Annotated in this window: 10 protein-coding genes; all 10 read right to left on the reverse strand. The window is 59.0% G+C overall.

The window, feature by feature from the left end; genetic code table 11:
- Positions 1–166: 166 nt before the first annotated feature.
- The 10 genes from EII11_RS09940 to EII11_RS09985 all read right to left on the reverse strand — a co-directional run bounded on the left by EII11_RS09940 (position 167) and on the right by EII11_RS09985 (position 18,688).
- Positions 167–7,801: a DUF7927 domain-containing protein gene (locus tag EII11_RS09940; RefSeq protein WP_205649286.1), complete on the reverse strand. Its 7,635-nt coding sequence runs from the start codon at positions 7,799–7,801 to the stop codon at positions 167–169.
- 402 nt (positions 7,802–8,203) lie between these two features.
- Positions 8,204–8,557 (reverse strand): sterol carrier family protein, encoded by a 354-nt coding sequence (locus EII11_RS09945; protein ID WP_124872315.1) that lies wholly within the window; start codon positions 8,555–8,557, stop codon positions 8,204–8,206.
- Positions 8,557–9,150: an RloB family protein gene (locus EII11_RS09950; RefSeq protein WP_338068047.1), complete on the reverse strand. Its 594-nt coding sequence runs from the start codon at positions 9,148–9,150 to the stop codon at positions 8,557–8,559. The genes EII11_RS09945 and EII11_RS09950 overlap by 1 nt, the downstream gene beginning before the upstream one ends.
- Positions 9,147–10,481 carry an AAA family ATPase gene (locus tag EII11_RS09955; RefSeq protein WP_124872319.1) on the reverse strand — a complete coding sequence of 445 codons (1,335 nt, stop codon included), beginning with the start codon at positions 10,479–10,481 and terminating at the stop codon, positions 9,147–9,149. The genes EII11_RS09950 and EII11_RS09955 overlap by 4 nt, the downstream gene beginning before the upstream one ends.
- 190 nt (positions 10,482–10,671) lie before the next feature.
- Positions 10,672–13,050: a phosphoribosylformylglycinamidine synthase subunit PurL gene (purL, locus tag EII11_RS09960; RefSeq protein WP_124872321.1), complete on the reverse strand. Its 2,379-nt coding sequence runs from the start codon at positions 13,048–13,050 to the stop codon at positions 10,672–10,674.
- Positions 13,051–13,232: 182 nt separating this feature from the next.
- Positions 13,233–13,940: a phosphoribosylformylglycinamidine synthase subunit PurQ gene (gene purQ, locus EII11_RS09965; protein ID WP_124872323.1), complete on the reverse strand. Its 708-nt coding sequence runs from the start codon at positions 13,938–13,940 to the stop codon at positions 13,233–13,235.
- A complete protein-coding gene (locus EII11_RS09970) occupies positions 13,937–14,206 on the reverse strand; it encodes a phosphoribosylformylglycinamidine synthase subunit PurS (RefSeq protein ID WP_124872326.1) in 270 nt (89 codons plus the stop codon). The genes purQ and EII11_RS09970 overlap by 4 nt, the downstream gene beginning before the upstream one ends.
- A gap of 99 nt (positions 14,207–14,305) precedes the next feature.
- Positions 14,306–15,241 (reverse strand): phosphoribosylaminoimidazolesuccinocarboxamide synthase, encoded by a 936-nt coding sequence (locus tag EII11_RS09975; RefSeq protein ID WP_240623142.1) that lies wholly within the window; start codon positions 15,239–15,241, stop codon positions 14,306–14,308.
- A gap of 65 nt (positions 15,242–15,306) precedes the next feature.
- Positions 15,307–16,638 carry a phosphoribosylamine--glycine ligase gene (gene purD, locus EII11_RS09980; protein ID WP_124872329.1) on the reverse strand — a complete coding sequence of 444 codons (1,332 nt, stop codon included), beginning with the start codon at positions 16,636–16,638 and terminating at the stop codon, positions 15,307–15,309.
- Positions 16,639–16,741: 103 nt separating this feature from the next.
- Positions 16,742–18,688 carry a hypothetical protein gene (locus EII11_RS09985; protein ID WP_124872332.1) on the reverse strand — a complete coding sequence of 649 codons (1,947 nt, stop codon included), beginning with the start codon at positions 18,686–18,688 and terminating at the stop codon, positions 16,742–16,744.
- Positions 18,689–18,865 lie beyond the last annotated feature (177 nt).

Raw genomic sequence — 18,865 nt, forward strand, 5'->3', positions numbered from 1 at the left:
TCATCGCACCTGGTGGCGAAAAACGGGCGATTGTGTCCTGTTTTTCGCCACCAGGTGCGACCCTTTTAGGTCATGGCTGTAACGGTGGGGGCCGCCACACGACAATCGTGTGGCGGCCCCCCGCTTGAGCCAGGAACACCCTCAGGTAATTCCCTTCAAGCCCCTATCAGTCCTGCCGGCGTCGACGTAGTGCAGCCAGGCTGATAACGCCAGCGCCCATGAGGATCGCTGCGGCACCGGCTAGAGTCTGAGCGATGCTACCCGTGGCCGGGATCTTCACCTTCGATGAAGGCTTTTCGCTTGCAACCAGCTTGTGCGTGGTTTCGCAACCGATGGCGGTATCACAGTTGCTGCGCTGAGCATTCTCAGGTGTGGTGGCCACCGTATTGACCATGCTGGCAGCCTGATCTGCAGTGACCTTCACTGAGAAGGTGATGGTTGCTTCAGCCTTTCGAGCGAGATCACCCGTCCAGTGCAGCTTTCCTTCCTTGTACTCGACGACACCCATATCAGTCTTTGCGTCATCGTTGTAGGAGGCGTAGGGCAGAACCTTTGCCAGGTCATCAATGATGGCTGCTCCGAGAATACGGTCACCATCAGTGTGACGAACCTTCAGCGTGTAGGTGATGGTGTCACCCTTCTTGACCGTGGTCCCAGAGGGTGCCAGTGCAGTCTTGGAATAGACGAACTTTCCTTGGGGCACCTCGTGGGTGGTGTGGCAACCCAGGGTGTCGTCACATGAACCTCGTGGGTCATCGGTGGCGACATTGTTTTCAAGGGTTGCGGGCCCTTCAGTCTTGACGGTCACGGAGAAGGTGACAGTGGCAGTAGCACCGCGTTCAAGGTCGCCCGTCCAAGTCAGGACACCGTTTTCTACCGTGGCTGTGCCCGAGGTTGCCGCGACATCCTTGTTGTAGGTCGCATTCTCCAGCAAGCTGGTGAGTTCATCCTTGATGGAGGCGCCCAGAACGCGATCGCCCTCGTGGTGTGCGACCTTCAGCGTGTAGGTGAGGACGTCCTCGGTGTAGACCTTGCTGTTGTTGGGCACGTTGGCCACCTTGGAGAAGGTGAATGAGCCAGCGGGCACCGAGTGCGTGGTCTGGCATCCCACCGTGTCATCACAGCCACCGCGCGGATGGGTGCTGGTGACCGTGTTGGTCAGGGTTGCGCCCGTCTGAGCATTCACGGTGGTGGGGATGGTGATGGTGGCCGACGGGGCGGTCTTGCCATCCAGGTCGCCTGTCCAGATCAGGGTGTCACCCTGCCAGGTGATTGTACCGAAGGTGGCGGTCACCTCGTCACGCTTGACGTCAAGGTGTTCCTCCAACGCTGCGAAGTCGTCAGAGATGGTGGCGTTCTTGATGCGGTTGCCGCCGGTGTGGCGCACGTTGATCGTGTAGTTCAGTGCGTCACCGGAGTAGACCTTCTCGCTATTGGCCACGTTGGCAACCTTGGAGTAGACGAAGCTGCCTTCAGGTACCGTGTGGTCGGTGCGGCACATGCCGTCGGCCACGCAGGTGCCGCGAGGATCCGTTGAGCCCAGGGTGTTGGTCAGTGTGACGGTGGCGTCGGTGTCGACCTCAACCGTGAATGTCACGACGGCTTCGCGTGCCGTGGTGTCGTTCAGAGTTCCTCGCCACTCCACTCCGGTGACCTTCTGGTCGTTATTGGGATCCTTGAGGAAGCGTGCTGTGCCGGGACCCTTGACCGTGGGATCACCAACGGGTGTGGCGTGCTTGAGAATCTCAGTCAGGTCATCGGTGAAGAAGGCGTCCTTCACGCGGTCGCCACCAGCATGGGTGGCGGTCAGCGTGTAGGTGATGCGATCTCCTGAAACGACGGCCGCGTTGTTGGCAACGTCAGCGGTCTTGGAGTAGGTGAAGGAGCCCTGCTCAACCGTGTGAGTGGTCTGGCATCCCACGGTGGTGTCACAGGAGTGACGGGTCGCGTCCGGGTCCTCACTGGTGAGAGTGTTGACCAGGGTGGCTCCCTGCTCTGCATCGACGCGCACCGAGAAGGTGATTTCTTCGGTGGCGCCCACAGCAAGGTCACCTGTCCACTTCAGAACACCATTAACAACTGGCTCGAGCGTGCCGTTACCACTCTTGACGGTGGCATCGTTGAGGTAGGTGGCGTTCTTCAGCACCTCGGAGAAGTTATCGGTGATAGTCGCGTTCTTCACGCGGTCGCCACCGGTGTGCTTCACCGCAATGGTGTAGGTGATGGTGTCATCCGACTTCACGACCGACCCCGATGCGGGATCTGCGGTCTTGGAGTAGGTGTACTGTCCCTTGGGCACGGTGTGGGTGGTGGTGCAGGCATCAGCGCTTTCGCACTGGCCGTTTCCGCCAGTCACGGACACCGTATTGCTGAGGGTCTGTGCACCCTCGGCGTCAACGATCACCGTGTAGGTGACACGCACAGGCTCTGCCGCTGTGTGGGAGATGTTGCCCGTCCAGGTGATGGTCTTGTCGGCCTCGTTGTAGGTGGGTGTTCCCGAGGTGGCACTCAGGCTACCGTCCTTAAGGCGCGCTTTCTTGTCTCCCAGAACGTTCACGAGGCTGTCGGTGATGCTCGCATTGCGCACGGTGTCGCCACCGGCGTGCTTGAGGGTCAGGGTGTAGGTGATCTCCTGGTTGGAGAGGACCTGCGTTCCTGTAGCCGGGTTAGCTGTCTTAGCCACGGTAAAGCGGCCAGGCGTCACCGTGTGTGTGGTTTCGCAGGTGGCGCCGGTCTGGCAGGTGCCCTGGTTGTTGCCGCCATTGGTCACAGCGTTAACCAAGGAAGCATCCCCGGCAGCATTCACCTGCACCTTGTAGGTGATGGTGGCAGATGCTCCGATAGCCAGATCGCCTTCCCAGACGAGCCTCTTTGGATCTGCAGGGTCAATTTGAGCCTGACCTGCGCTTGCAATGGGGGTGCCCACGAGCACAGCGTCGTCAAGAACCTTGCTGAGGTCGTCAACAACTGTGGCACCCTTGACCTTGTCGCCACTAGCGTGGGCAACAGTCACGGTGTAGGTGATGATGTCATCGCTGAGCACCTGACCATTAGCCTGGGGCTTCCCTTGCACTTCAGCCGTCTTGGAGAAGTGGTAGCTGCCTGCCGGGATGGTGTGGGTGGTGGTGCACTGATCCGCTCCTGGGGCGCAATCACCGTGGGGGTGAGAGTCTGCAGAGACGGTGTTGATGACACTGCGGTCCCCGCCGTGATCGGTAGCCGACTTAGTGACCACCGAGTAAGTGATGGTCACAACCTGGCCGGGAGCCAGGTCGCCGCTCCACTTAATGCTGTGGGAAGCTGCATCAAAGCTCGCATCGGGCAGAACATAGCCAGTGGGCGCACCTTGAGTGGTCACGGCGATATTCGTCGGATTCTCCGTGTCATCAAGAACACGCGTAAGGTCGTCCGCCACAGTGGCGTTACGGACAGCAAGCGGGGAATCGTTGGTAGCAGTCACCGTGTAGGTGATGGTCGTGCCGGGAGCAAGTTCTGTTCCGGCTGCACCACCTTGCACAGCAGCGGTCTTCGCCACCACATAATGGGGGTTACCCCGAGGACGGACCTTCTCGTCGTCTTCGGCGGTCACCGTCGTTCCATCAGGGCTGGTGCCCTGAACGGTTGCGACGTTGTCGATGGTGCGGCCAAACTCCAGATCTTCAGCGCGAATCTGGTAGGTGGCAGTCCATACAACCTGCTGCCCAGGAAGCGCAGTAATGGTCGGCGTGGCGCCGGCATCGCTCACCGTGGCAGTGGTGTTTTGGCGATCAAGAGTGATCGGTGTTGTCAACTGAATCGTGTGACCGTGACCATTCGTGAAGGTCTTTTCTGCCAGGGTCACGTTGTTCAGGGGAGCACTGCCAGAGTTCGTTGCCGTGAAGGTGTAGGTGACGGTGTCTCCTGCTGCTGCCTCAGGGCGGTCAGACTTCTTGACCAGCGTGATTGCGGGGGCCACGATACCGGCATCGATGTCAGTCTTGTTCTCGCCGGCGCGAAGAACCACGCCTGCAACAACACCATCGACAGCAGGATCAGAGTCGCGCGTCGTGTCGTCTCCTTGCTGGGTTGCTGTGAACTCGTAGTTGTTCGCCTTGTACTTGTCAGGGATGATGAAGGTGATGGTGTAGCCCGCATCGTTTGATGCGCGCAGGCCCGTGAAAGAGTACGTGCCGTTAGTTTCGGTGCGGGTCTCGCGGCGAACCGGGTTGCCTAGGTCGTCGGTACCCTCAAGCCTGACCACAGCTTCAGCGACGGGCTCCTCGCCATCCTCGTACAGACCATTGCCGTTCGCGTCGATCCACATGCGGTCGCCTAGGGATGCTGCGATGGTGGTTTCTGCACGACGCAGGGGGCCAATAGCGTAGGTGAGGTTCGAAGCACTGGCGGCAACCGTATTGACGTAGTCTTCGGCGGGCACGTTGCCCACGCCGGTCATTGCTACTTCAAATTCGATGCTGCCATTTGCGGGCAGGGCACCTGGGCGAGTGACGCGAATACCGGTCACTTCGCTCTTGGTGGCAGGGCATGCACCTGCAGCTCCTGCGACAGGTTGGCCACCCGCATCAGCGTCACACCAGACGGTGCTACCGCCTGGCAGATTGCTTGCGTGCTGCGGGTCTGGGTTCAGGTCGGCAGCGGGGGTGGAGGTGTACTGAATGACCCAGCTTGCCGAATCGGCGCTCTTGGGGACCATCTCCGTGAAGGTGAAGTCTCCCGTGTAGCGGGTGCCGTTGATGCCCTGTGCAGGCAGAACATCAATGACGGTCGCATCATTGACTGCCTGAGTGTTACCGGAGCCAACATTCGTCACTGCCACCTTCCAACGATGCACGTCACGGTGGGTGGAGTCAGCAGGGTTCACCTGCAGGACCGGGGTCAGAGCAATCTTTGCTAGCTGCAGACCTGTCTTGTTTCCAACAGAAATACCGGCGCTGGAGCGGCGCTTTGCCAAAGGTGAGGCGTCGCCTTCACCCCAGATTTCAACGTTGTTAACGTACACGCCGTTGGGAACAGTACGCAGCACTTCAGTGGTAACAATGATGGGATCAATGACCGCGTTAGCCTCGGCCTTGGGAAGGACCCAACGGATGTAGGTATCACCAGGGGCGCAGGCAGTGCGCTTGATGTCTGCAGGGTTGCTTCCGGGGAGTACCAGATCAGGTGTGCGTGATGCGCTGACGAAGGCAGAAGCGCCGGGCAGACAGTCCTCAATCCACACGTCCTTGCGGATTCCAGCGATGATGGAGCCAGAGGTGAGGGACGGGGTGATCTTGTAATCGACGAGGTCATCGCCGGTGACCAATGGCGTGGTCGAACCGAAGTCACCACTTTGTCCCTTACGGACCTGCTTGTTGATGCGCACATTGGCATCGGCGGCGATCAGACGGTCACCGAGGGTACCCGAATTACCCGTGGCAAGACTTGTTCCCGGCTCAAAGCCAGACTCAGCCCACGGGGCAGAATCGTCAGCCAAGACCTGATCCATGGTGTAGCTGATCTTGTCAGTGGAGATCACGCGCTTGGTTGATGCCCAGTTGGGAATAACTGTGCCGGGTTCTAGGTCAGGTGCAACCTCGAAACCGAAGGCAATATTCACGCTGTAGCCATTACCGATCGAGCTGAAGAGGCCAACAACCGGTGGGCTCACGAAGTAAGCACGCGCACGGGACACTGCTGTGTAAACACCGCGGGCGGCCTTTTCCTGGTCATTACCGGGAACGTCACCCGGGTTGTCGTACCACGGTCCCTTATCGTCACCACAGGTGGATGCGGTGCCGTTTCCGCCGGGTGTTGCAGAGTATTGGACCTTAAGTTCGGGAACCTGGTCTGCGCGGATAGCATCCGTGGTGGATCGTCCGCTAGGAAGCAAGACATTGTTGTAACCGGTGAACCAGACGGCTTTACCGTTGGAGGCAACACCTCGGCCAAATCCCGTTGGGATGCCCTCACGGGAGTCGTAGACAGCGCCCTTCCAATTCTTTTCCTTCAAGTGAAGTTTAGAGTTGTCCCACGCGTCACAGACGATGGTCGAACCCGTGAAGTCGTAGAGCGGACTCGCTGCAGTACCTCGGATCAGAGCCACAACATCTTGAGTCCCAGCTACACCGGTGTCACCCGAGCGGAAGGTACCACCCCCGGGCAGACCTTCACCCACCCAGCCGTTACCGGGCGAAAATTCTTCAGGCTTCGAGTTTCCAGGCTTACCGACATCGCCACCAAAGTACTTATTAAAGCTTCCTGGAAGCCCAATCTTCAGAGTCTTGTCCAGCCAGTTGTTGCCCGCGTACACATCCTGGGTCTGGCGATCATTGGAGGTGAAGCCCTGGGCCGTGAAATCGGTGTAGGTATTTCTCAGGTTAAGAGCACGCTCACCGTTGCTCACTTCACCGAAGTCCCGAACAATGTCGGCGGGGGTATGAACCAAGAAGGTATGTGCGACAGCGTAGGCTTTGTTTGCCGGCACGGCCTCGTTATTGGGGCGTACCGCCTTTGAGGGGTAGGTCCGCAGAGTGAAGTCAGCATTCTTCACTGTCAGCGTGACGGGAGTGCCGGGGCCGCCTGGCTGGGCGATTTGAAGGGCTCCCGAGTCACGTACAGAGTTTTCAACTGTGTTAAGGACAGTGTTGGAGTATTCACCGATCTTGCGACCGGGCATTCCATAGTAGGTTGCTGCCGAGGTGACGCGGCTACCGTACTTGTCCAGGTTCGCTTTGACCTGGTTGATCTGATCAGGCGTTAGACCGGGAATCTTGGGATCGGTCTTCTCGAAGATCTTCTCTGGGCGGAGGTCATCGTGAATAACAACGTCTCCGACGACGGGCATGGCCCCCTTACCGCCGACGGCTGCAGAGATCAGCAGGTTGTAACGGGTAGCAAAACAGGCGCGATCTCGATCCCAGAAGCAGTTCTCAATTGCCGGACCGTAGGCATAGCCCAGACCATCTTTGGTTGACATAGAGTTCTTCGAAACGTCCCACTTCAGGGCTGCAGAAGCCGCAACCTCGGGCAGGGCCTCATCGGTGGGAACCTCGGCGATACCATCTGCAGTAGCGGTAAGGGACTTGATAGCCAGGCGCTCACCGTGGTGGACAAGGTTGGATACTTTAGCGACAAGCTCCACCTTCAGAGCTGAGGTTTCGGTAGCACCAAGGTTACATAGCAGAGTCTGCTCCTGGAGCTGGTCACGGGAGTTTTCTGTGAGGGGAAGAGTGACATTCGCCGTGGGGTCAGCAGGAGTCAGGCTGGAGCCTGGTTGGCGACAGACGCCAGGCAACTGGGTGATGTAAAGACCCTTGGGGAAAACGACCTTCGCGGTGAAGTTATCTGCCGGCCCTACTTTGGAGCGGTATTCAAGGGTGTAGGTGACTGTGTCGTTGACGCGGACGATGCCATTGGTGGCGCTGGAGTCATTACCAGCGGAGTCATCGACGGTGAAGTCAGGCTGCCCGTCGCCAGTGCGGTCGTCATCGGGGGTGCCATCGGCTTTGATTTCCATATGAACACTGAGCTCGTTGGCAACAGCCGCATCAACCTTACGGAAGGGGCTGCGGTTTGTCGGAGCCGGGGCAGTGTCAGCGTTTTCGGCTGGGGTGGGGACAGCCTCTGGAGTGGAGGGTTCCGGCGTTGCGGGGGCAGTTGCAGGCGCATCGGATTCGCTTGACTCGGCTACGTTTGCCGCGCCTTCATCAGGGGCAACTGGCGCATTACCGCTGTTGACCTCAGTGATGTGAGCCTCTGATTGAGATGCCACATCGCCATCGTTAGCGAAGGCGAAAGTGTTGGTCCCAATCACTAATGTCACACACAGCGCGCCAACAAGGGCAGCACTGGGACGTATCTTTGTCGAAAGCCGACCGAACATAGGCTCTCTTCCCCTCTTTCAGATGATGTGGGGACCCTGGCCGGATACGACATCTACTCAAGCTTGCGCAGGCGGTAGAACACTGCGGGAACCCCAAAGATCTTCAATATCCACAGTCATTCCTCATAGTACTTTCAGGATTCCTTAATTCACAGGGTGGATTTTCTCCCCAAAACAGCATCAATATTTTGACTACTACGACCAAATGGTCAAACTTCCGCAGAAGATGAGGGCAGACAGTCGGATGGATAGTAATTTTAAATTACATCTATCAGCCCCGGTTGAGGAATCTCACAGCTTCGCCTCAGGGTAAAGAGGGCCACTATCAGCTAGAGCCCCTCATCAGTCCCGAAAACAGTCCGTCAAATCAGCGCGCTCCCCTGATGCCTGAATGCACCCCTGCGCAACAGCCTCGCTCCACGAGATCTGACCCACCACAAGCGACAGCCATGTCGACATGTCCATCTCCACCACCGCAGGCGGCGTTCCCCGACGATGGGTCGAGCCCTCAAGAATTTGCACGGCCCCTGCGGGCGGCACACGTACCTCAACCGACCGCCCAGGAAAACGCTCGGCAAACTCCTCCAAGGTAAAACGCACGGCCGTCAACAGCACCGCCCGCGTTACAGCCTCGGGCGCCTCCTGCCATGCCTGCAGAGCAGCCCGCCCCTTCTCAACAGAAATCCGTCGCGGCATTACTCCTTTTCCCTTCCTGGCAACAATCGTTGAACAAGGTGCACCATTCCCGAGCCTGGAGAGGGGGGCATTTGCCCCTGCTCATGCACCTCAGCAGACGGCAGTTCACACTGCACACAGGCCTGATGCATATTTTCGAAGGGGAAGTCTGTTGGTAGCGACTTCTCAGCGGGCTTTCGGCCCGTGATCTGCCCAAGATGTCTCTGCGCATCTGCCTGAGAGTGATAGGTCTTCACTCGTTCATAGTGGGCAATCAACCAGACCTCGAAACATGGGCGAGAGATAACCGGCACCCAGAGTTGATTCTTCCTGGTCCGTTTTTCACATCCACGAATCAGTGGCAACAGATCGCGACCATCCTCATCGACGACAATCCAGATCTCGGTATAGCCACTGAGATCATTGGCATCGAGCTTGCGCAGGAGGGTCGAGGCTTCCCCAGGAAGAAACTGCACCGTAATGGAGAGTTTAGAGCCCTTCGCTTCACTTTTGAGGCGTGTGAGGTAGGTGCGTTCCGTTCGCTCACCATTCGTGACGATAAGGATTGCCGGGCGCAGAGAGCGTTTCTTCCGAGAGCGCGCCACGTTTATCACGCCCCACAAGGCTGGGTAAGAAAGTCGTAAAGGAGTGCGTCATCAATATTCGGCACCGCTCCGAATTGGCCAGCCATATAGCGACGCTCGCTATTGTTGCCCACGCGGTTGTCGAAGTCTGCCTGCGAGAAGAGTTCTGACAGTCCTGTAGCATCCTTCTCAACAAACCACACATTCTGGGGCGCAAGCAGCCGGGCAGGAGCGTTACCCAGCAGCGTGACGTCATGAGTGGTGAAAATGAGTTGAGCGCTCTTAAGATTCGTGCGCTTACTGACAAAGAGTTCCACAATGTAGCGCACGAGGCCAGGGTGCAGGCTGGCGTCAAGTTCATCAACGAGGAGCACGCCTCCTGAGCGCAGGATGGTGAGTGCATGCCAGACAATGGTGAGCCATGCGAGGGTGCCGGAACTTTCTGCACTGAGAGGGAGCTCAAAGGACTGACCATCTTTGCCGCGGTGGGTAAAGAATACTTTTTTGAACACTCTAAAACGAGCCTCAGGCTCATGGCCTAGGTGGCGGCCTGGAAACTGTTCCCGGGAGATCATTCTGAGCGCCACAACAAGAGACTCCCAGTCACTCTGCAAATTGCGGATATCAGGCCGGACGTCAATCTTCTCAATACCAAGGTCGCCCGCCTTAAGGACAGCCCGCACAAGATCTCTCTGCTCTTCGGGCGCTTTGACCATTTCCTCAAAAAGAGGCAGAAGCAGCTCAACGTCTGCTGCTTCACGGAATGACACATGGCGAACACCCGTGTCACTTGCAAGGGCAGATGCAACAAGGGCGAGCATGCTGTGCTCATAACGACGGGCAAGGGCAAGGAAGAGGACTGTGGACGTCGTCAGTTTCAGCACCTCAGAGCTCGGCCCTTTCAGGCTCGGCCCTTTGGTGAAGGACATTTCCGCATCTTCACTCTCTTGGGTGCGTTCAAAGAGCATCCGGGCAGTTCCGCGAGGGTAGGCATACAGGCCCTCGAAACTCACGCCCCACTGACGCACTTCCACCCGATAGCGGTAGCGCACTTCCTCAGCAACAAAATCCACGTCATATGAGGTGCGTCGTTCTGACTCGTCAATGGCAGCGCAGGGCTGATACAGCACGGTCGTGGACTTCTCCGGCGCCCTGAGTGCGCGCGCCAGACTATCAATGGCCTGAATCAGGGTCGTTTTACCTGAGGCATTCGGGCCATAGATCGCCGCAATAGTCTCGACACAATCCACCCAGGTTTGCCCTTCGCGGGGGATATTCGTCCTGAAGGAGCGCCGCGTGAGATCAAGGGTTGCTTCTTCTGCGAAGGAACGGAAACCGGAGACGCTAAATGACAGTAGCATGCCATCATGCTATCAAGATAGGCTTGTATCAGGAATACTTTTCCGAAAATGCCCCTAACTCACACCTCATCCCTGCCTCGAAGTCTCCTCCCCATCAAAGGGCAGGGCCCGGAGGGGTACTCCTCCGGGCCCTGCTCAATCAGCCTCACTCAATCAGCACCACTCAGGGGTGATGTTGCATTCGGGGCACTCAGAAACGCTCGCGTAGGGCGGCCTCCGATTGTGTGCGCAGCTCGTCAAGACCAACGATCCATCCAGCACCGTTACCCATATCGGAAAGCAGATCAGCACCGACGACGGCCAGCATGTCACCACCGGTGGTACCGATTCGCACGGCGGGCACGCCCTCGGCCTCGGCAGCGGCATAAACGGCAGGCAGCGCCCCTTCGGGGACGGCTAGCAACGCACGCGCCTGAGTTTCAGTGAACAGCAGCGTGAAGTCGTCCAATTGGGCGCCTCGCACGGAGTTGGTTAGGTCGAAACTGCCACCAATACCAAAACGCAGGGAGGCATCAACGAGTGCTTGCAGGAGGCCACCATTAGAGAGGTCGTGTGCGGCGCGCACCAGAGGCAGGCCATCGGGGCCGTCGGTGGCGGACAGCGCTCGCACAACATTACCCAGGGAGACCTCGGCATTAAAGTTCACCACTGGGGGCATCCCGCCCAGGTGCTGGTGCACAATGCGCGCCCAGGCAGAGCCGTCGAGTTCGTCGCGGCTCTCACCCAGTAAGACCACGGCCAAACCTTCTTCGGTAAAGCCCGAGGGGTTTGCGCGGCGCACATCCTCCATAATGCCCAGCATGCCCACAACGGGCGTGGGGTTAATCGAGGAATCCGGCTGCCCCTTAACGGTGCCCGAGGAATTGTAGAGTGAGACATTACCGCCGGTGACGGGCACACCCAACTCGATACATCCGTCAGCCAGGCCGGTCATGGCCTGCACGAGCTGCCACATGGCATCGGTATCTTCAGGGTTGCCAAAGTTCAGGCAGTCAGTAATGGCAACGGGGGCTGCACCGACGATGGCCACATTGCGGTAGGACTCAGCTAGGGCCTGCTGAGCGCCACGGTAGGGATCAAGCTTGGTGTACCACCCGTTAGCGTCAGTAGAGATCGCCACGCCCAGGTTCGTGTCTTCATCCACGCGCACCACGCCAGCATCGTCGGGCTGAGCCAGGGCGGTGTTGCCCTGCACGTAGCGGTCGTACTGGTCGGTGATCCACGCCTTGGAGGCCTGGTTGACGTCGCTGAGGACTGCGGTAATCACCTCACTGAGTTCTTCAGGGGTTGTTGGGCGAGGCAAACGCTCGCTTGAATCCGCGTTGAGGGCATCCTGCCAGGTGGGGCGGGCGTAGGGGCGGTCATACACCGGGCCGTCGTGGGCGACGGTCTTAGGGTCAACATCGACGATACGGTGCCCGTAGTGGTCGATGGTCAGGCGGCCATTACCCGTGAGGTGGCCGATGACGGAGGCTTCGACATCCCACTTGTCGATAATGGCGAAGAAGGCCTCGCGGTCCTCGGGGGTGACGATCGCCATCATGCGCTCTTGAGATTCTGACATGAGGATTTCGCCGGCGGTCAGCGTGGGGTCACGCAGCAGCACATTTTCCAGATCAACGTGCATGCCGGAGTCGCCGTTAGAAGCGAGCTCAGAGGTTGCGCACGAGATTCCGGCTGCGCCGAGGTCCTGGATGCCCTGGACAACGCCTGCGGCGAAAAGTTCCAGGCAACACTCGATAAGGACCTTTTCCATGAAGGGGTCGCCCACCTGCACGGAGGGGCGCTTCGCGGGCATACCATCCTCGAAGGTTTCTGAGGCGAGGATGGAGGCACCGCCAATCCCATCACCACCGGTGCGCGCTCCAAAGAGGACGACGAGGTTGCCTTCACCGGTAGCGTTAGCTAGGTGAATGTCTTCGTGGCGAAGGGTGCCCACGCACAGGGCGTTAACCAGAGGGTTGCCCTGGTAGGAGGCGTCGAACTCGGTCTCGCCACCAATATTGGGCAGACCCAGGCAGTTTCCGTAGCCGCCCACACCGGAAACGACGCCGTGAACAACGCGAGCGGTATCGGGGTGGTTGACGTCGCCAAAACGTAGTTGGTCCATGACGGCAACAGGGCGCGCACCCATGGAGATAATGTCGCGGACGATGCCGCCCACGCCGGTTGCTGCGCCCTGGTAGGGCTCAACGAAGGAGGGGTGGTTGTGGGATTCAACCTTGAAGGTCACGGCCCAGCCTTGGCCGATGTCGACCACGCCGGCGTTTTGGCCCATGCCGACGAGCAGGCGTGAGCGCATCTCGTCGGTGGTGCGCTTACCGAATTGTTCGATGAGGTGTTTCTTGGAGGACTTGTATGAGCAGTGCTCTGACCACATCACCGAGTACATGGCGAGCTCTGCGTTCGTGGGTCGGCGTCCCAGGATTTCGCAGATGGTGTCGTATTCGTCGGCTTTAAGGCCGAGTTCAGCCCAGGGCATCTCTTTGGTGGGAGTTGCTGCGGCGTCGGCGGTAGTGTCGGGGAGTTCGCGAGGATAGGTGGCGTTCGGGGTGACCTCGGCGGTCATGTGTGGCTCCATTGTTGTTGTAGCGCGTCAAAATAACGGCGGGAGAACAGAAGAATCGGTTATCCACAGATTGTGTCCACAGGGATGTGGAAATCCTTGGGGATTGGCCTATTCATGTGTGGATAGAACTGTGGATGACGGAGTGTGTGCAGCTCAGAGGCGCACACTATCGACGTTTCGGACTAGCTCACCATGTCGCGCAGAAGGGAGGTGAAAATCCCCAGACCTTCCACGCCGCCATGCCCCTGCATTCCCTCAGCCCCAACAGCCAGCGGGCCAAAACCAGCCTCCACAGCATGTTCGGGGTGAGGCATCAGGCCCACCACATTGCCAGCAGCATTCGTAATGCCCGCAATATCATTGGCTGAACCATTGGGGTTGACATCAACGTAGCGGAACACTACGCGCCCTTCACCTTCCAAGCGCTCAATGGTGTCAGGAGCAGCCTGGAAGCATCCTTCGCCATTCTTCAACGGCACAGTGATCTCATCCCCCACTGCGAAGGAGGCTGTCCATGCGGTTGAGGCGTTCTCGACGCGGAGCTTCTGGTCGCGGCACAGGAACTTCTGATGGTCGTTACGGATCAGCGCGCCTTCAAGCAGGTGGGCCTCGCACAGGATCTGGAAGCCATTGCAGATGCCCAGCACTGGCATTCCCTTACCGGCAGCCTCCACGACGGAACCCATCACGGGGGCGACAGCGGCAATAGCTCCGCAACGCAGGTAGTCACCGTAAGAGAATCCGCCGGGCAGGACCACCGCATCAACCTCGTGAAGGTCAGCGTCTTTATGCCACAGGGCAACGGGCTCACAGCCTGCCAGCCGCACAGCGCGAGCAGCATCCCGGTCATCAAGGGTACCGGGGAAGGTGACGACGCCAACTCGCGTCACAGCGCACCCCCAGCGGCATCGGTGAGTTCTTCGACGCGAACAACATCTTCAATAATGGGGTTCGACAGTACTTCCTCGGCTGCGCGTCGCGCGTCAGCAAGGAGTTCATCGGTGACAGGGCCGTCCACCGTCAGATGAAAACATTTGCCTTGACGTACCGAGGTGAAGCTGGTGATTCCCAGCCTCGGTAGTGCTGAGCCAACGGCCTTCCCCTGGGGGTCCAGGATTTCCGGCTTTGGCATCACTTCAACAATGATGTGCCCCACGGCGTCCTCCTTGCGTGAGCTGAGGGGTGTCCACGATCCCCTCTCTCGGTGAGTGCGGCCGGTTGACCGCTCCCCGTAGTGTTACCGGCTGATGTCCGGTCACAGTTGTGGTTCCTCGCCGGTTAGGCGGCGGAAGGCTTCGATGTAGCGCTCGCGTGTGGCGGCGACGACCTCGTCAGGCAGTGAGGGGGCAGAGTCGGCCGCGTCCTCAGCGCTGCGGTCCCACCCGGATGCGGGGGAGGTCAACCAATCGCGCACATACTGCTTATCGAAGCTGGGTGTCACCTGGCCTTCAACCCACTGGTCGGCGGGCCAGAAACGTGACGAATCAGGGGTAAGGATTTCATCAGCGAGGACGACCTCCCCCGTGTGTGGGTCAAGGCCGAACTCGAACTTTGTGTCGGCCAAGATGACACCGCGCTCGGCAGCGATATCGCGGGCGCGCGCGTAGACCGCGATGGAAAGTTCACGCAGGCGCTCGGCAAGCTCAGGGCCGACCATGTCCACGGCACGCTCAAAAGTAATGTTTTCGTCGTGGTCGCCCAGTTCAGCCTTGGCTGCAGGGGTGAAGATCGGCTCGCTCAGGCGGGAGGCTTCGGTGAGCCCCTCGGGTAATGGCAGGCCGCACACTGTGCCGCTCTGGCGGTATTCGACGAGGCCCGAGCCGGTCAGGTAGCCGCGTACAACACACTCAATGGGGATCATGTTCAGGCTGCGGCACACGACGGCGCGGCCCTGTACCTCGGCGGGCACGTCGAGGGCGTTTGGCCCCAGGTGGTTGGGGACAATGTCCTCCATGCGGCGCATCCACCAGATGGCCAACTGGTTAAGCACTTTACCTTTATCAGGGATTGGCGTTGGCAGGACAACGTCGTAGGCGCTGATGCGGTCGGAGGTGACCATCAAGAGCTGCGAGGGGCCGCTGGCGGCGTGACGGTCTGCACGGGAGATATTGGCTGCCTCGGGAGCATAGATGTCACGCACCTTACCTGATGAGAGGTGCACCCATCCGGGGATACTCATGTGCTCGGTCATTGATTGCGCCTCCTGCAGTGTTCCCAGGGTGAGTGTTCCCAGCGTTAATGTCCCAGCGTTGATTCTTAGGGTCGCCAGTCGTCCGCCAGAACATCTTCTGGCCATGTGGCAATGTCACTGCGATGCTGCTCGCCACTGAAGCGGATACGCGCCACACCAGCGTAAGCGGCCTCACGGGCGGCCTCGATTGTCGCGCCACGACCCACAACATTGAGCACGCGCCCACCAGAGTTCACCAGGGCATCCTCAGCTTCGACGCCGCAGCAGTTGCCCGCGCCATTGGGGTCGGGCTCTGCGGGGATGAGCGTCGTACCGGCGTGGATGACGTGCACGCCCTCCACTGCTTCTGCGTCGTCAATACCGGTGATCGTTTCGCCGGTGCGCAGCACGCCGGGGTATCCGAAGGAGGCCATGACCACGCACACGGCGGCATCCTCGGACCAGCGTGGGGCGGGAACCTCGGCGAGGGTGCCGGTGGCCGCGCCGTAGAGCAGGTCAATGAGCGGGCTTTGGAGGCGTTCGAGGACGGCCTGCGTTTCCGGGTCACCAAAGCGCGCGTTAAATTCGACAACTCGCACACCGCGCGAGGTCAGCGCCAGGCCGCAGTAGAGCAGTCCAATGAAAGGGGTGCCTCGGCGGGCCATTTCTACCACCGTGGGCACAGCAACCGTGTCAACAACGTGGTCGACCACGTCTTCAGGCAGCCACGGGAGCGGCGTGTAGGCGCCCATACCGCCGGTATTGGGGCCGCCGTTGTTGTCCAGCAGACGTTTGAAGTCTTGGGCGGGGACGAGGGGGACGACGGTGGTGCCGTCGGATAGACAAAAGAGGGAGACCTCGGGGCCGTCAAGGTAGTCTTCTATGACCACGGCGCCATCTGGGCGGGCCAGGCATGCTTGCGCGTGATTGCGGGCGGCTTGGCGATCCTCCGTGACAACAACGCCTTTCCCTGCAGCTAGGGCATCGTCCTTGACAACATGGGGTGCGCCGAGTTCATCAAGGGCGGCATCAACCTGCTCAATAGTGGTGCAGGTGAAGGCCCGCGCGGTAGCGACACCGGCAGCTTCCATGACGTCCTTGGCAAAGGACTTGGAGGCTTCAAGCTGGGCGGCGGCTTTAGTGGGACCAAAGCAGGGGATGCCCGCGTCAGCCAACGCGTCAGCGATACCTGCAACCAGAGGGGCCTCGGGGCCAATAACGACAAGGTCAACGGCGTTGTCGTGGGCGAGGGCGCAGACTGCCTCGGGGTCAAGGGGGTTAAAACGATGAGCTGTTCCCAACTCATCGAGGCCAGGGTTGCCTGCTTGTATCAGCAGTTCAACATCGTCGGAGGTACGAACCATTGCACGGGCTAGGGCATGTTCACGCCCGCCATTTCCCACAAGCAGGACCTTCACGCTGTCAGCCTAACCCGCGCGCGTGCCCCTCGTCTGCTCTGCCCATTTACTGGGCACACACGTCTCAGACCCGCACTCTTTCAGGTCTTGTCGACATGTCAGTTCACCCTAAACGCCACCCCAATGCTGCGAGCACTCCGCCGACAACGAGGAAGAGGTAGTACCAATATTCCTTGAAGGTATCGCGTTGTACCATCCGCTTTTGGCCGTCTCGGTAGGGAGTGCGATTGTTGGGGGTGTTCCCAGGCATGTGGGTGCCGGTGGTGCTCACACGCACTGGCCACTCGGCCTTCTTAAGCTGGTCAGCCTTTTTCTGTGCGACGGGTGTCTTTAGCCCAGTGGCCTGCCACGGCGGCTGAATGTAGGCGTCGTCGAACACGCCGTATTCCCGGGCTTGAATAAGGTGGCTGAAATGAGCTCGGTACCTTTTAGCCGTGAGTTGTCGGATGGGGACGCCCCGTGATGCACAGCGTTCTTTCTTCTGCGCAATAATGCTTTTGAGCTGTTCTGAGTGCAGGAAGATATCAGGCACCAGTTCGAAGAATCGGCCCGCGCGGTCAAGAAGGATGGCCGAGTCCCCGAATGTTGTCCACGCGAGGATCTCCTCCCACGCAATGCTCTGCCGACGAATCAGCGCAGAGTCAGGCGTTTCGTGAACGAACCATTCGGCAACGGCCTCGGTGTCGTTGATTGTGAGGCGATGGGGTGCACCTTGGATGGTGTTAGCATCGTCGAAAAGTAGACCCGTCCAGAATTGTTCACCCACCGGTTCAAGGAAGTGCCGGTCCAGGTCGCCTGCTTCAAGTTCCAGCGGGTAAGCATCTTCTTTTCCTCGCCCGTAGGGAAGGCGTAGCCCTCGTGAAGAAAGTAGGGGCGGGAAGAGTTCGGTAAGGGGGCCGCTGGCAATGCGGCTGGGAATGTGCATGGTTGTCAGGAAGGTGGCGAGTGCTTCACGCACTCCTTCCTCAGTGATCCCGGCGTGTTCAATGCGACGAAGCCAGAGCTGAATTTGCCATCTTTCGTGGAAGTCACTGTCGATAAGCAGTTCGCGAAGTTTGTCATCTGTCAGCTCTGCTACGAGGCCAGGAGATTCAAGGCTGTTGGTGACGCCAAGAAGGACGCACACCAGGTCATGTGCATCAATGGCGGTCCAGCTACCGTGTCCGGCAAAGGAAATGATGATGTGATCGTTCCATAGAGCCTGAGTGTGAATGAGGTCGGCTCGGTTTCCGGCAAGCTTTTCAAGATGGAAGTAGAGGAAACCCGTCAGGATGTCGTAGGCGACGAAGGCTTCGGCAGAGATCGGCGCTGCCGCTGATAGGAGCGGTGAAAGATCGTCTGTTTCGAGGTGCCCGCGCTGTGAGTAGGCGGGAGTGGGGCGATCTGTTTGACGCAGGAAAGCGTCTTCTGTCATTGGGGTTGGTGTGTCGGTAAAAACCGTGCCGATCAGGGCTGGCGTGTTGGTGACGAAGAGGTGTGCTCGGTCGGATCGGTGCGGTGAAAGTTCTGCAGCCAGGGCTTTCATCTTCGCTTCAAGCACAGGTGCGTCGTGGTGAATCATGAGCGGGCGCAGGGCGATACTGTTGAGGCCCATTCGTAAAACACTGTCGTTGTGCCAGCATGTTCCACGGAAGAAGTCTTGGCTGACGCGATTTCCTTCAGGGACGTAGGGGTTTTGGAAAAAGTCAGACACTACCCGCGCCCCGTGAACGAGGTCGTTGACGTTTTTGGCGCCAAGGAGGATTGCGCAGGGGGATGGTAGAACGTCTACGCGGATGTTGGGGGCTTGTGAGCGTGCGTTCCCGGCGTAGTAGTGGGAGCTTTTCCAGTTTTCGAAGTGGGTAATCAGGCAGGAGAGAAAGAATTCGAAGACTCCGCTGTTGTCGGCGGATTCTTCAGCCATGCTGTAGTCAGCGTAGATTTCAAGAAGATGGGGCATCGCTTCAGTGTCGATGTTGTCTTCGATGGATCCGCGGCTGAGAAGCCAATCTCGGTCATTGACGGTATAGATCTGTCCTGGAATGTAGACGGGCTCATCTGCACTGCTCATTGTTCCACTGTATTGCCTGATGCAATGGCCCGCTCCCTGTTGCTACAGGAAGCGGGCCATTGTGTGAATTATTGCGCTTCACCCCAGTGAGGGTTTGGCGCGGTGGGGTGTTTTATTGGGTTGCGCGGCGGCGGGCTAGAACACCCGCAGCACCAAGTAGCATCACCAGTACCGCGA

The sequence above is a fragment of the Schaalia canis genome (assembly GCF_003858455.1).
Lineage (GTDB): Bacteria > Actinomycetota > Actinomycetes > Actinomycetales > Actinomycetaceae > Pauljensenia > Pauljensenia canis.